This is a genomic window from Bradyrhizobium pachyrhizi, from assembly GCF_029714545.1.
Taxonomy (GTDB): Bacteria; Pseudomonadota; Alphaproteobacteria; order Rhizobiales; family Xanthobacteraceae; genus Bradyrhizobium; species Bradyrhizobium pachyrhizi.
The window spans coordinates 5530854-5544564 of the sequence record NZ_CP121667.1 but is presented as its reverse complement, the minus strand read 5'-3'; the positions used below and the strand labels follow the sequence as shown (position 1 = coordinate 5544564).

Here is a 13711-nt window from a genome sequence, read left to right as displayed (position 1 = left end):
GGGGCGCGGGCTGAATAGAAGTTTCGAATTTGCTGCCGGTGACGATCGGCACGCGAGGAGAAGACCATGAATCAAGAGATTATGAATCTTTTCAATCCGACGACCCCGGCCCAGGTCTTCGACCAGATCCGGATTTCGATCGCGTCTCCGGAGAAGATTCTGTCCTGGTCCTACGGCGAGATCAAGAAGCCGGAGACCATCAACTACCGCACCTTCAAGCCGGAGCGTGACGGCCTGTTCTGCGCGCGCATCTTCGGGCCGATCAAGGACTACGAGTGCTTGTGCGGCAAGTACAAGCGGATGAAGTACAAGGGCATCATCTGCGAGAAGTGCTCGGTCGAGGTGACGCTGTCGCGCGTCCGGCGCGAGCGCATGGGCCATATCGAGCTGGCGGCGCCGGTCGCCCACATCTGGTTCCTGAAGTCGCTGCCCTCGCGCATCGGCCTCCTGCTCGACATGACGCTGAAGGATCTCGAACGGATCCTGTACTTTGAATACTACGTCGTGCTCGAGCCGGGTCTCACCGCGCTGAAGGACCGTCAGCTGCTGTCGGAAGACGAGTACCTGAAGGCGCAGGACGAGTACGGCCAGGATTCCTTCACCGCCATGATCGGCGCGGAGGCGATCCGCGAGCTGCTGAAGGGGCTCGAGCTCGAGAAGCTCGAGGCGACGCTGCGTGCCGACATGGCGGAGACCGACTCCGACATCAAGCACAAGAAGCTCGCCAAGCGTCTGAAGATCGTCGAGGCTTTCCGCGTTTCCGGCAACAAGCCGGAATGGATGATCATGACGGTCGTGCCGGTGATTCCGCCGGACCTGCGTCCGCTGGTGCCGCTCGACGGCGGCCGGTTCGCGACCTCCGACCTCAACGACCTGTACCGCCGCGTCATCAACCGCAACAACCGCCTGAAGCGGCTGATGGAGCTGCGTGCGCCCGACATCATCATCCGCAACGAAAAGCGCATGCTGCAGGAGGCCGTCGACGCACTGTTCGACAACGGCCGCCGCGGCCGCGTCATCACCGGCGCCAACAAGCGTCCGCTGAAGTCGCTCGCCGACATGCTGAAGGGCAAGCAGGGCCGGTTCCGCCAGAACCTGCTCGGCAAGCGCGTCGACTATTCGGGCCGTTCGGTGATCGTGGTCGGTCCCGAGCTGCGCCTGCATCAGTGCGGCCTGCCGAAGAAGATGGCGCTCGAGCTGTTCAAGCCGTTCATCTACTCGCGGCTCGACGCCAAGGGCCTGTCCACCACGGTGAAGCAGGCCAAGAAGCTGGTCGAGAAGGAGCGTCCGGAGGTTTGGGATATCCTCGACGAGGTGATCCGCGAGCATCCGGTGCTGCTCAACCGCGCGCCGACGCTGCATCGCCTGGGCATCCAGGCATTCGAGCCGGTGCTGATCGAAGGCAAGGCGATCCAGCTGCATCCGCTGGTCTGCGCCGCCTTCAACGCCGACTTCGACGGCGACCAGATGGCCGTGCACGTTCCGCTGTCGCTCGAAGCGCAGCTGGAAGCGCGCGTCCTGATGATGTCGACCAACAACATCCTGCATCCGGCGAACGGCCAGCCGATCATCGTGCCGTCGCAGGACATCGTGCTCGGCCTCTACTACGTCTCGATCATGCGCGAAGGCCTGCCCGGCGAGGGCAAGATCTTCGGCGACATGGCCGAGCTCGAGCACGCCCTGCATTCGAAGGTCATCCACCTCCACACCAAGATCAAGTACCGGTGGGAAGGCCTCGACGAGGAAGGCAAGCAGTCCAAGCGCTGGATCGAAACCACCGCGGGCCGCGTCATGCTCGGCAACCTGCTGCCGAAGAACCCGAAGATCTCGTACGACATCATCAACAAGCTGATGACCAAGCGCGAGATCTCCGGCGTGATCGACCAGGTCTACCGGCACTGCGGTCAGAAGGAGACGGTGATCTTCTGCGACCGCATCATGGCGCTCGGCTTCTACAACGCCTTCAAGGCGGGCATCTCGTTCGGCAAGGACGACATGGTCGTGCCGGCGTCGAAGTGGAAGATCGTCGATCAGACCCGTACGCTGGCGAAGGATTTCGAGCAGCAGTACAATGACGGCCTGATCACCCATGGCGAGAAGTACAACAAGGTCGTCGACGCCTGGTCGAAGGCCGGTGAAGAAGTCGCCAAGGCGATGATGAAGGAGATCTCGTCCACCAAGAAGACGGCGGCGGGCGCGGATGCCGACATCAACTCGATCTACATGATGGCGCACTCCGGTGCGCGTGGTTCGCCGGCCCAGATGCGCCAGCTCGCCGGCATGCGCGGCCTGATGGCCAAGCCGTCGGGCGAGATCATCGAGACGCCGATCATTTCCAACTTCAAGGAAGGTCTGTCGGTGCTCGAGTACTTCAACTCGACCCACGGCGCCCGCAAGGGCCTCGCGGACACCGCGTTGAAGACCGCGAACTCGGGCTACCTGACCCGCCGTCTGGTCGACGTCGCGCAGGACTGCATCATCACGCAGACCGACTGCGGCACCACGCTCGGCATCAAGATGCGCGCCATCGTCGACGCCGGCACGGTCGTCGCCTCGCTCGGCTCCCGCATCCTGGGCCGCGTGGCCTGCGATGACGTGCGCGATCCCGCCACCAACGAGGTGATCATCAAGCGTGACACCTTGATGGAGGAGAGCCATGTCGACGCGATCCAGCAGGCCGGCATCCAGGAAGTGAAGATCCGCTCGGCGCTGACCTGCGAGCTGATCAACGGCATCTGCGCCAAGTGCTACGGCCGCGACCTGGCCCGCGGCACCCCGGTCAACCACGGTGAGGCCGTCGGCGTCATCGCGGCGCAGTCGATCGGTGAGCCCGGCACGCAGCTGACGATGCGCACGTTCCACATCGGCGGCGCCGCGCAGCTCAACGAGCAGTCGTTCGTGGAATCGAACTTCGACGGCAAGATCGTGATCAAGAACAAGGCGATTGCCCGCAACAGCGAAGGCAGCCTGATCGCGATGGTGCGCAACATGGTCGTTGCGATCGTCGATGCCGACGGCACCGAGCGTGCAACCCACCGTATTCAATACGGTTCGAAGATGCATGTCGACGAAGGCGACATGGTCAAGCGCGGCCAGCGCATCGCCGAGTGGGACCCCTATACCCGCCCGGTCCTCACCGAAGTCGAGGGCACGATCGGGTTCGAGGATCTGGTCGAAGGCCAGTCGATCTCGGAAACGCTCGACGAATCGACCGGTATCGCCAAGCGCGTGGTCATCGACTGGCGCACGACGCGCGGCGGTTCGGACCTGCGTCCGGCCATCGTGGTCAAGGGCAAGGACGGCAAGGTGCTGAAGCTCGCGCGTGGCGGCGATGCCCGCTACATGCTGTCGGTCGATGGCATTCTGTCGGTCGACGTCGGCGCGAAGGTGATGCCCGGCGACATCCTGGCGCGTATCTCGACCGAGAGCGCCAAGACGCGTGACATCACCGGCGGTCTGCCGCGGGTGGCGGAACTGTTCGAGGCTCGCAAGCCGAAGGATGCGGCGATCATCGCGGAGACCGCGGGAACGATCCGCTTCGGCCGCGACTACAAGAACAAGCGCCGCATCTCGATCGAGCCGATGGACAAGACCGAGGAGCCGCGCGAGTACCTGATCCCGAAGGGCAAGCACATCCACTTGCAGGACGGCGACATCGTCGAAAAGGGCGATTTCATCGTCGAAGGCAATCCGGCGCCGCACGACATCCTGGCGATCAAGGGCATCGAGGAACTCGCTGCCTATCTGGTCAACGAAATCCAGGAGGTCTACCGGTTGCAGGGCGTGCTCATCAACGACAAGCACATCGAGGTGATTGTCCGTCAGATGCTGCAGAAGGTCGAGGTCACCGATCAGGGCGACACCGACATGATCTCGGGCGAGCAGGTCGACAAGATCGAGTTCGACGCGCTCAATACCAAGGCCAAGGAGGAGGGCAAGAAGCCCGCCACGGGTACGCCGGTTCTGCTCGGCATCACCAAGGCGAGCCTGCAGACCCGCTCCTTCTTCTCGGCGGCGTCGTTCCAGGAGACCACGCGCGTGCTCACCGAAGCTGCCGTCAACGGCAAGGTGGACCCGCTCGAGGGCCTCAAGGAGAACGTCATTGTCGGCCGCCTGATCCCGGCCGGCACCGGCGCCTCGATGGCGCGGATCCGCGAAGTCGCGGTCAAGCGCGACAAGCTGATCCTCGACGAGCGCGAGAAGCAGCAGGCGGCGATCGTGCCGACGGCTCCGGAAGCGGAGCCGCTGGCGCTGCCGCCCGCGGAATAGGCATCCGCAAGACTACGGGTATGGCGAGAAGGCCGGCGTTTAGCCGGCCTTTTTGCTGCTTTCTTTGCTTGCTGCGGTGCAGGGACGCAGTTTGTTCATCTTTCCTTCAGGCAAAAAAGTGCCTTTGCTAGGGTGACTTAGACCGGCTGTTTGGCTCGCGCCGGAGACGACGGAATCCATATGCTCGACTTGGCTATCGTAGGCGGCGGCCCCGGGGGGCTGATGAGCGCCTGGTATTTGAAGCGCAAACTCGGCGACCTCTGCCGCGTTACCATCTTCGAGGCGTCGAACCGCCTCGGCGGCAAGATCGTCACGCGCAAATTCGACACTGCGCCTGCGATGTATGAGGCCGGCGTCGCCGAAATCTATGATTACTCGATGACGGGGCCGGATCCGCTGCGCGAACTGATCCAGCATTTCGGACTGCAGACGATCCCGATGGATGCCGAGCAGGTGCAGCTCGACGGCGAACTGCTCGCCGACGTTCCCGGCATGCGCCGCAAATACGGGGCGAAGACCGCGGCCGCGATCGAGGCGTTCCGCAAGCGCTGCAGCGACCTGGTGTCGCCGATCGAATATTACGAGGGCGTCGGCGCCCACGACAACGAACACCCGTGGGCCTACAAGACCGCCGAGCAGGTCCTCGACGAGGAGGTCGAGGACGCGACCGCCAAGCGCTTCTTCAAGGTGATGGCGCGTTCCGACATCGCGACCGAGAGCCACAACACCAACGGCCTCAATGCGCTGAAGAACTACGTGATGGACGTCGACGGCTATATCGGCCTGTATTCGATCCAGAACGGCAACGAGCAGCTGATCGATTGTCTGCGCTCGGAAGTCAGCGCCGACATCCAGCTCAACCATCGTGTGCTCAAGGTCGGCAAGACCGCCGGTGGCCGCTACCAGCTCAACATGATGAACGGCAAGGGGCCGGAGGCGCGCGACTTCGATCTCGTGCTGGTCTGCCTGCCGCACTCCTGGCTCGCGACCATGCGCTGGGACGGCGAGCAGCTGCGCAAGTCGATGGTCAAGCACGTCGCCTATTTCGACCGGCCCGCGCATTATCTGCGGGTCTCGGTCCTGTTCGACGAGCCGTTCTGGGGCGAGAAGATCCCGGGCGCCTGGTTCATGTCGGAAGCTTTCGGCGGCTGCTGTGTCTACAATGAGGGCGCGCGCCACGATGTCGGCAAGCACGGCGTGCTGAACTGGCTGATCGCGGGCTCGGATGCGCTGGCCTTCGCCAATCTCAGCGACCAGGAGCTGATCGACGCCGCGTTGAAGTCGCTGCCGGCCTCGCTCGGCGATACGCGCGAGCATTTCCTGGAGGGCAAGATCCATCGCTGGCTGTCGTCGGTCAACGCGCTGCCGGGGGGCCTGCCGGTGCGCGACGTCATGACCAACCACCGGCCTGAGCCGAAGGAGCACCCCGGCATCGTGGTGGTCGGCGACTATCTGTTCGATTCGACGCTGAACGGACTGCTCGATTCCTCCGATGCCGCGACCGACATCATCCTCACCGAGATGATGCGGCTGCGCCGCGCCCGCGCGCAGGACGAGGGCGCGCTGTCCGACAAGATCGATCGCAGCTATTTCGACAATTATCGCGGCGCCGGGCCCTACAGCGAGGTCTGGCGCAACTTCACCGACCCGGCCTATCTGACGGACCTGATCAAGACGGTCTGGGGCAGGGCGAAGGGCTACAAGCTGCTGATCGCCGGCTCCGCCAGCGGCGAACTGGTCGGCGCGCTGCGCGAACGTGGCATCGATGCCTGGGGCATCGAGAACAACCGCTACATCCACGGCAAGACGCCGAAGGCGCTCAAGAAGTACAACAAGCTCGGCTCGATCGCCGACATGCCGTTCAAGGCCAACGAGTTCGACTTCGTGTTCGAGACCTCGCTGTGCCATCTCGGCGAGAAGCAGGTCGTGCGCGGGGTGCGCGAGCTCAACCGCGTGGTCAAGACCGGCGTCGTGTTCGCGTCGGTGACCTCCGACATGGCGCCGGCGGTGATCGATCGCTACGACCTGCTGCGCGGGGTGAAGAAGCTCGGCACCTGGTGGGAGTGGTCGGAATTGTTCTTCGGCAACGGCTTCGACCTGTCGATGCACCGACGCGACTGCACCGATGCGCTGTGGACATTGACGCTGGCCGCCAACAAGGGGCCGGGGCAGTGGTACGCAGACTCCGACAGCCTGCGCTATTCCTTCTTCGACAAGGTCGAAGCCGACCTCGACGACTAGCGGGACCGATCGGAAGCTCTTGCCGCCAGCCGACCGGCCTCGTGTCAACCAGCTGTCAAACGGCGGCAATGCTTTGCTCCGCGAAACCGCGCGAGCGTGCGGCGACGCGTCGGCCGTTCCAAACGCTTTGCCGAATTCGTCGTGATCGCATAGGATTACGGCCGCAGTGTCATCAGCTGCGTTTTCGATTTGCGGTCATGCCGGCCGTGGAGCATCGGTTGGTTTCATGGCGCCAAGACCTCCTGCATCAGACGATCCGACGAGAGCGGCGGCCGACGATCCCGAGCTGAAGAAGAAGCCCGCGTCCGGTCCGCCCGCGGCGGCCGCCTCCACAAAGCCGGCCGCGGCGCCGGCTGACGATGAAGAGGAAGACGACGCGGACGACGAGTTCGAGCTCGATGACGACGATGATGACGAGGACCTCGTCGTCTTCACCGCCAAGGAAGCCGCCGGCGCGCTCTCCACGATCTTTGGCTTCGTCAGGCCGATCCTGGCGAACTACAAGAAGCCGTTCGCCTGCGTCGCCTTCGGCGTGCTGGTCGAGACGTTGTTCAACGTCATCATGCCGCTCAGCCTGAAATTCCTGATCGACGACGCCCTCGGCGAGGAAGATTTCGGGGCCCTCTACAAGATCCTCGGCGTGCTCGCGGTGGCCGGCATCGTCACCTCGATCATCGCGGTCTGGTACGAGCGCTGGGATGCGCGGCTCGCCGCCGGCATCATCGCCGACGTGCGGACGCGGCTGTTCGACCATGTCCAGAACCTGCCGTCGGCCTATTTCGCGCGCACCAAGCGCGGCGAGATCCTGTCGCGCTTCTCGATCGATCTGTCGGCGTTCGAGGGCTCGGTCAAGACCTTCGCCAATAGCGCGGCGCTGCCGGGCCTCGAACTGGTCGCGGGCATCATCCTGATGCTGTTCCTGAACTGGCAGCTTGCCGTGGTCGCCTTGCTGGTGTTTCCGATCACCCTGATCGGGCCGCGCATCCTGACGCCGAAGGCGGTGCAGGCCAATTACGAGCAGAAGCAGAACGAGGCCGCGCTGCTCGGAACCGTGCAGGAGAACGTTGCCGCGCAGGCGGTGGTGAAGGCGTTCAATCTGCAGCGCCGGGCGCTCGGCTGGTTCACGATGCGCAACCGCGACGTCCGGGCCAAGGCCGCGTCAGCCATGTTCCTGTCGACCATGGTGGAGCGCACCGTCACCATCGCGGTGCTGCTGCTCCACCTCGTGGTGCTGGCGATCGGCGCCTATCTCGCCACCAAGGGGCAAATCACCGTCGGCACCTTCGTGACCTTCGAGAGCGCGTTCTGGGAGGTGTCGTACAACATCGCCCATCTGATGCATTTCATCCCGGTGTCGATCCAGTCGGCGGCGGCGGTGCGGCACATCCAGGAACTGCTCGACGAGCCGACCCGCGGCGCCGACCGTCCCGGCGCGCCGGATCTGCCGCGCATCACCAACGACATCTCCTTCGATCGCGTCACCTTCCAGTATGAGGGGGCGCAGACGCCGGTGCTCGACAATCTCAGCCTCAAGCTCAATGCCGGCAAAAGCATTGCGATCGTCGGTCCCAGCGGCTCGGGCAAGAGCACGCTGATCAACCTGATCCTGCGGCTCTACGTGCCGGACGAGGGCCGCGTCGCCGTCGACGGCGTCGATATCCGCCGGGTGACGCGCGAGTCGCTGCGGGCCAATATGGCGGTCGTGTTCCAGGAGAACATGCTGTTCAACATGTCGATCCGCGAGAACATCCGGCTCGGCAAGGAAGGCGCGACCGATGCGGAGGTCGAGGACGCTGCCCGCAAGGCCGAGATCCATCGCTACATCATGAGCCTGCCGCAGCGCTACGACACGCCGGTCGGCGAGCGCGGCGATACCCTGTCGGGCGGCCAGCGCCAGCGCATCGCGATCGCGCGCGCGATCATCCGTAACCCGTCCGTGCTGCTGCTCGACGAGGCGACTTCGGCGCTCGACCAGACCACAGAGGCTGCGATCAATCGCACGCTGCTCAAGGTCGCCGAGGGCCGCACCATGATCTGGTCGACGCATCGCCTGACTTCGGTGGTCGAGATGGACGAGATCATCGTGATCTCCGGCGGCAGGGCGATCGAACGCGGCTCGCACGAGGAGCTGCTGGCCCGCAATGGCGTCTATCGCAAGCTGTGGGACGACCAGGGACATCTGACTCACGACGAGGACGCCGACGACGCGGATGATGACGATGATGAAGATGAGGACGAAGACGAGGATGAGGAGGCGTAAGGCCCGCGTCGCGTCGCGGGCGATGGCCGAGCGCTAGATTCTACTTTACGCCCGGTCCGCGGCGTGCGGACGCTGCCGGAAGTGGTTGGCCGGCTGCGTCGGTGACGCCGCCGCCGCGGGGTTGTGCAGCCGGCGCAGCCAGCCGCGGCCGAGATAGCCGAAAAAGCGTGCCCAGCGCTGGGCCTGCCAGGTGGGCCCGTTGCCGACCGACACCTCGCGGAAGCTGAATGCCTTGCCATTCGACCAGGCGTCGCAGGCGGTCTTGACCGGATCGTCGTAGAACGCGGTGATCTTCTCCTCGCCCATGCCGTCGGTCGACAGCCAGGCCGGGATGTGGACGTTGCAGAGTTGGGCGACGTCGGTGAACACCTTGTCGGTCCCGGTGCCGGTGACGGGGCAGGTGCTGGCGAAGGCATCGCCGACCAGCACGATGCCGGCCTGCCGATAGCCGGTGCTGACATAGATGTCGGCGGGCCTGATCTTGATATCGCCGGCGATGTCGAATTCGCCGGTGAGCCGGCGCAGCCGCGGCAGCGCGGCGTTCAGCGTCTCGACCGGATTGCGCCGCATCGCCCGCAGCCAGGGATCGTCGGCCTTGCGATAGGTGAAGAGGTTGGCGCGCATCCGGTTTCCGACCGGAAACAGCGTGATGTAGGGGATGCGGTCGCTCGGCCGCTCCGAGAAATAGGTCATGGCCGCGAACGGGAAGGCGGGGCGGCCGACAGGGACGAAATCGAAGCCGAGCGAGATCGAGTGGCAGAAGCTCGTGACCAGCCGCTCGATGCCGAGCATCCGGCGCAACCCGACGTTCAGGCCGTTGGCGAGCACCACAAGGCGCGCCGAGATCTCCTCGCCATTGGCAAGCACGAGCCGCTGCCGCTCGGAACTGGTCGCGACATTGATCACCTTGTCGCAGATGAATTCCGCCGGCCCGGCGATTTCGTTCCGAATCGCCGCGATCAGCGCGTCGTACATGATGCCGTATTGCCGGCTCGGCTGCCGGTCAAGCAACCGGCCGAATCGCGCGATCCAGTTCTCGCCGTCCAGCGTCGCCGAGCGGAGCACCGACTCGGCGAGGCCGGTCCTGGCGAATCGCTCGAGCTGGAGGTCGCCGCCGATCTTTTCGACCCGGAAATCGAACGGATAGACCTGGTGGGGGTCGATCAGGACCGTCGGTATCCCGGCACGGCCGAGCATGGCGGCTGCGGTCGAGCCCGCAAGACCGCCGCCGATGATCGCGATGTCGGTGTACCGCATGAGAATTCCGTGGCTGTGACCCCGATTTTTGCGCTGCGAATGGCAAATAAAGGCTTAGTTTCGAAGTTTGCCTTCGAGACTAACTTGGGGAGAGTTGTTTCTATTCGTATTTTACCCGGATATAATATGATTCCGCACGCGCCCGAAGATTCGGATGAGGGCGCGGGGAGGTTGGTCGGCCGTCACATTTCGCCTTGCCCGAACCGCGGCGAAATGCGAAATCCGCAAGTGCCAGAGGCGTTTCTTTGCTTGTCGTTTTGCTTGACTTCACTATCTCTCGATTATACAAGGCGCCCACTTAACGACAGGCGGTGAGCTACGCCAGCGTCGGAACGGAACACCCGAAGGCCCTTTTTGAGGAGCCGGACGGGCACCAACCTCGACGAATGCCGCTCAAACGCTGTCGATGATAGCTAGGCAATGCCAGGACGATATTGGTTCTCTTGAGCACGTCCTCTTGAGAGTGATTTCGGATGCATGACCTCGGTGGCGGACCGAACAGCGAACGCTGAACGGTTCGGGATCGCGGTCCTCTGTGGCGTCGAAGCGCTTTCCGCTCAGCGATGAGTGGTTGGCGCGATTTCGCTTTGCGCGGGTATTTGTCCCGTGCCGAGCGGGCCGTACGGGACGGCTTTTCCCGAGAAGAATTGGCGGACCGATTCAAGGTTTCGCGCGAACTAAAGGGTGAAGGCTACATGCCGACGATCAACCAGCTGATCGCAAATCCGCGTGAAGTGCAGAAGTCGCGTAAGAAGGTGCCGGCGCTGCAGCAGTCGCCGCAGAAGCGCGGCGTGTGCACGCGCGTCTACACCACGACCCCGAAGAAGCCGAACTCGGCGCTTCGTAAGGTCGCCAAGGTGCGCCTGACCAACGGCTTCGAGGTGATCGGCTACATCCCGGGCGAGGGCCATAACCTGCAGGAGCACTCGGTGGTCATGATCCGCGGCGGCCGCGTCAAGGACTTGCCCGGTGTGCGCTACCACATCCTCCGCGGCGTGCTGGATACCCAGGGCGTCAAGAACCGTAAGCAGCGTCGTTCGAAGTACGGCGCGAAGCGTCCGAAGTAAGCGGGAACCGATCAGATGTCGCGTCGCCATTCTGCCGAGAAGCGTGAAGTTCTTCCGGATCCGAAGTTCGGGAACATCATCATTACGAAGTTCATGAACTCGGTGATGTACGCCGGGAAGAAGTCGGTTGCCGAAAACATCGTCTACGGTGCGCTCGGCATGATTGAGGCCAAGACCAAGCAGAACCCGCTCGGCGTGTTCGAGCAGGCGCTCGAGAACGTGATGCCGACCATCGAGGTTCGTTCCCGCCGCGTCGGCGGCGCGACCTACCAGGTTCCGGTCGAAGTCCGTTCGGTGCGCCGTCAGGCGCTCGGCATCCGCTGGCTGATCTCGGCCGCCCGCGAGCGCAACGAGAAGACCATGACGGAGCGTCTCTCGGCTGAGCTGCTCGACGCCTCGAACAATCGCGGCAACGCCGTCAAGAAGCGTGAAGACGTGCACCGGATGGCGGAAGCCAACCGCGCGTTCTCGCACTATCGCTGGTAAGGCGAACAACGGAATTTAAGGAACAGTCTCATGCCCCGCCAACATGCCATCGAGGACTACCGCAACTTCGGTATCATGGCGCATATCGACGCCGGCAAGACCACGACCACCGAGCGCATCCTTTATTACACCGGCAAGAGCCACAAGATCGGCGAAGTGCACGAAGGTGCCGCGACGATGGACTGGATGGAGCAGGAGCAGGAGCGTGGCATCACGATCACCTCGGCTGCGACCACCGCGTTCTGGAACGGCAAGCGCCTGAACATCATCGACACCCCCGGCCACGTCGACTTCACCATCGAGGTCGAGCGTTCGCTGCGCGTGCTCGACGGCGCCGTTTGCGTTCTCGACTCCAACCAGGGCGTCGAGCCGCAGACCGAGACCGTGTGGCGCCAGGGCGACAAGTACAAGGTTCCGCGCATCGTCTTCGCCAACAAGATGGACAAGACCGGCGCCGACTTCTTCAAGTGCCTGTCCGACATCGTCGACCGCCTCGGCGCGAAGCCGATCGCGATCCAGCTGCCGATCGGTGCCGAGAGCAACTTCAAGGGTCTCGTCGACCTCGTGAAGATGAAGGGCGTCATCTGGAACGATGAATCGCTCGGCGCCAAGTTCGACTATGTCGACATTCCGGAAGATCTGGTCGAGCAGGCCAAGGAATATCGCGAGAAGATGGTGGAAGCCGCCGTCGAGCTCGACGACGACGCTTTGGCTGCCTTCCTCGACGGCAAGGAGCCGGACGAGGCGACCCTGAAGCGTCTGATCCGCAAGGCCGTGCTGACCGGCGCGTTCTATCCCGTCCTGTGCGGCTCCGCGTTCAAGAACAAGGGCGTGCAGCCGCTGCTCGACGCCGTCGTCGACTATCTGCCGTCGCCGATCGACGTGCCCGCGATCAAGGGCACCGACGATGAGGGCAACGAAGTCGTGCGCAAGGCGGACGACAAGGAGCCGCTGGCGCTGCTCGCGTTCAAGATCATGGACGACCCCTTCGTCGGCACCATCACCTTCTGCCGCATCTATTCTGGCATCCTGCAGTCGGGCACCGGCGTGGTGAACTCGACCCGCGAGAAGAAGGAGCGTATCGGCCGCATGCTGCTGATGCATGCGAACAACCGCGAAGACATCAAGGAAGCCTATGCCGGCGACATCGTCGCACTGGCTGGCCTGAAGGAAGCGCGCACCGGTGACACGCTGTGCGATCCCGACAAGCCGGTGATCCTCGAGAAGATGGAATTCCCGGAGCCGGTGATCGAGATCGCGATCGAGCCGAAGTCGAAGGCCGACCAGGAAAAGCTCGGCGTGGCGCTTGCCAAGCTTGCCGCGGAAGATCCGTCGTTCCGCGTGTCGACCGACCAGGAGTCCGGCCAGACCATTCTCAAGGGCATGGGCGAACTGCATCTCGACATCAAGGTCGACATTCTCAAGCGCACCTACAAGGTCGACGCCAACATCGGCGCGCCGCAGGTGGCGTTCCGCGAGCGCGTGACCAAGAAGGCCGAAGTCAAGTACACGCACAAGAAGCAGACCGGCGGTACCGGTCAGTTCGCCGAAGTGTCGATCGTCGTCGAGCCGAACGAGCCCGGCAAGGGCTATGAGTTCGAATCGAAGATCGTCGGCGGCGCGGTGCCGAAGGAATACATCCCCGGCGTCGAAAAGGGCCTCAACAGCGTGATGGGCTCCGGTGTCGTTGCCGGCTTCCCGGTGGTGGACGTCAAGGTGCAGCTGGTCGACGGCAAGTATCACGACGTCGACTCGTCGGCACTGGCGTTCGAAATCGCGTCGCGGGCTGCGTTCCGCGAAGCGTTGACGAAGGGCAAGTCCGTTCTGCTCGAGCCGATCATGAAGGTCGAGGTGGTGACCCCGGAAGACTACACCGGTTCGGTCATCGGCGACCTGAATTCCCGGCGTGGCCAGATCCAGGGCCAAGACATGCGCGGCAACGCCAACGTCATCAACGCGATGGTGCCGCTCATGAACATGTTCGGTTACGTGAACAACCTGCGCTCGATGAGCCAGGGTCGCGCGACCTTCACCATGCAGTTCGATCACTACGCCGAAGCTCCGGCGAACGTGTCGGCTGAAGTCCAGAAGAAGTTTGCCTGATTGTCGTTGATGGCAGTCAACGATTGAA

The 13711-nt window shown here is 63.5% G+C and carries 7 protein-coding genes; 6 read left to right on the top strand and 1 reads right to left on the bottom strand.

Going from position 1 to position 13711, the window contains the following annotated elements:
- The first annotated feature begins 66 nt into the window (after nucleotides 1-66).
- The 3 genes from rpoC (at nucleotide 67) to QA639_RS26235 (ending at nucleotide 8770) form a co-directional block, all read left to right on the top strand.
- On the top strand, nucleotides 67-4269 hold the full coding sequence (gene rpoC / locus QA639_RS26245; protein WP_028335455.1) for a DNA-directed RNA polymerase subunit beta': 4203 nt from the start codon (nucleotides 67-69) through the stop codon (nucleotides 4267-4269).
- Between the two features lie 180 nt (nucleotides 4270-4449).
- Entirely contained in the window at nucleotides 4450-6510 is a 2061-nt protein-coding gene (locus tag QA639_RS26240) for an FAD-dependent oxidoreductase (RefSeq protein WP_283087646.1), read from the top strand.
- Nucleotides 6511-6736: 226 nt separating this feature from the next.
- Nucleotides 6737-8770 carry an ABC transporter ATP-binding protein gene (locus QA639_RS26235; protein WP_283087645.1) on the top strand — a complete coding sequence of 678 codons (2034 nt, stop codon included), beginning with the start codon at nucleotides 6737-6739 and terminating at the stop codon, nucleotides 8768-8770.
- A 45-nt stretch (nucleotides 8771-8815) separates the two neighbouring features.
- Here QA639_RS26235 and QA639_RS26230 read toward each other — a convergent pair whose 3' ends face one another.
- Complete coding sequence (locus QA639_RS26230; RefSeq protein ID WP_283087644.1) at nucleotides 8816-10027, bottom strand: FAD-dependent oxidoreductase; 1212 nt, start codon at nucleotides 10025-10027, stop codon at nucleotides 8816-8818.
- Between the two features lie 695 nt (nucleotides 10028-10722).
- Here QA639_RS26230 and rpsL point away from each other — a divergent pair.
- Genes rpsL through fusA form a run of 3 tightly spaced genes read left to right on the top strand, consistent with a single transcriptional unit; the run spans nucleotide 10723 to nucleotide 13683 of the window.
- Nucleotides 10723-11094: a 30S ribosomal protein S12 gene (gene rpsL, locus QA639_RS26225; RefSeq protein ID WP_006611834.1), complete on the top strand. Its 372-nt coding sequence runs from the start codon at nucleotides 10723-10725 to the stop codon at nucleotides 11092-11094.
- Nucleotides 11095-11109: 15 nt separating this feature from the next.
- A complete protein-coding gene (gene rpsG / locus QA639_RS26220) occupies nucleotides 11110-11580 on the top strand; it encodes a 30S ribosomal protein S7 (protein WP_016843741.1) in 471 nt (156 codons plus the stop codon).
- A gap of 30 nt (nucleotides 11581-11610) precedes the next feature.
- Nucleotides 11611-13683 (top strand): elongation factor G, encoded by a 2073-nt coding sequence (fusA, locus tag QA639_RS26215; protein ID WP_028352166.1) that lies wholly within the window; start codon nucleotides 11611-11613, stop codon nucleotides 13681-13683.
- The last annotated feature ends 28 nt before the right edge of the window (nucleotides 13684-13711 follow it).

What these genes read in the sequence shown, in the direction of transcription:
- rpoC (WP_028335455.1), top strand. Translation starts at nt 67, where the DNA reads ATGAATCAAGAGATTATGAATCTTTTCAATCCGACGACCCCGGCCCAG.
- QA639_RS26240 (WP_283087646.1), top strand. Translation starts at nt 4,450, where the DNA reads ATGCTCGACTTGGCTATCGTAGGCGGCGGCCCCGGGGGGCTGATGAGC.
- QA639_RS26235 (WP_283087645.1), top strand. Translation starts at nt 6,737, where the DNA reads ATGGCGCCAAGACCTCCTGCATCAGACGATCCGACGAGAGCGGCGGCC.
- QA639_RS26230 (WP_283087644.1), bottom strand. Translation starts at nt 10,027, where the DNA reads ATGCGGTACACCGACATCGCGATCATCGGCGGCGGTCTTGCGGGCTCG.
- rpsL (WP_006611834.1), top strand. Translation starts at nt 10,723, where the DNA reads ATGCCGACGATCAACCAGCTGATCGCAAATCCGCGTGAAGTGCAGAAG.
- rpsG (WP_016843741.1), top strand. Translation starts at nt 11,110, where the DNA reads ATGTCGCGTCGCCATTCTGCCGAGAAGCGTGAAGTTCTTCCGGATCCG.
- fusA (WP_028352166.1), top strand. Translation starts at nt 11,611, where the DNA reads ATGCCCCGCCAACATGCCATCGAGGACTACCGCAACTTCGGTATCATG.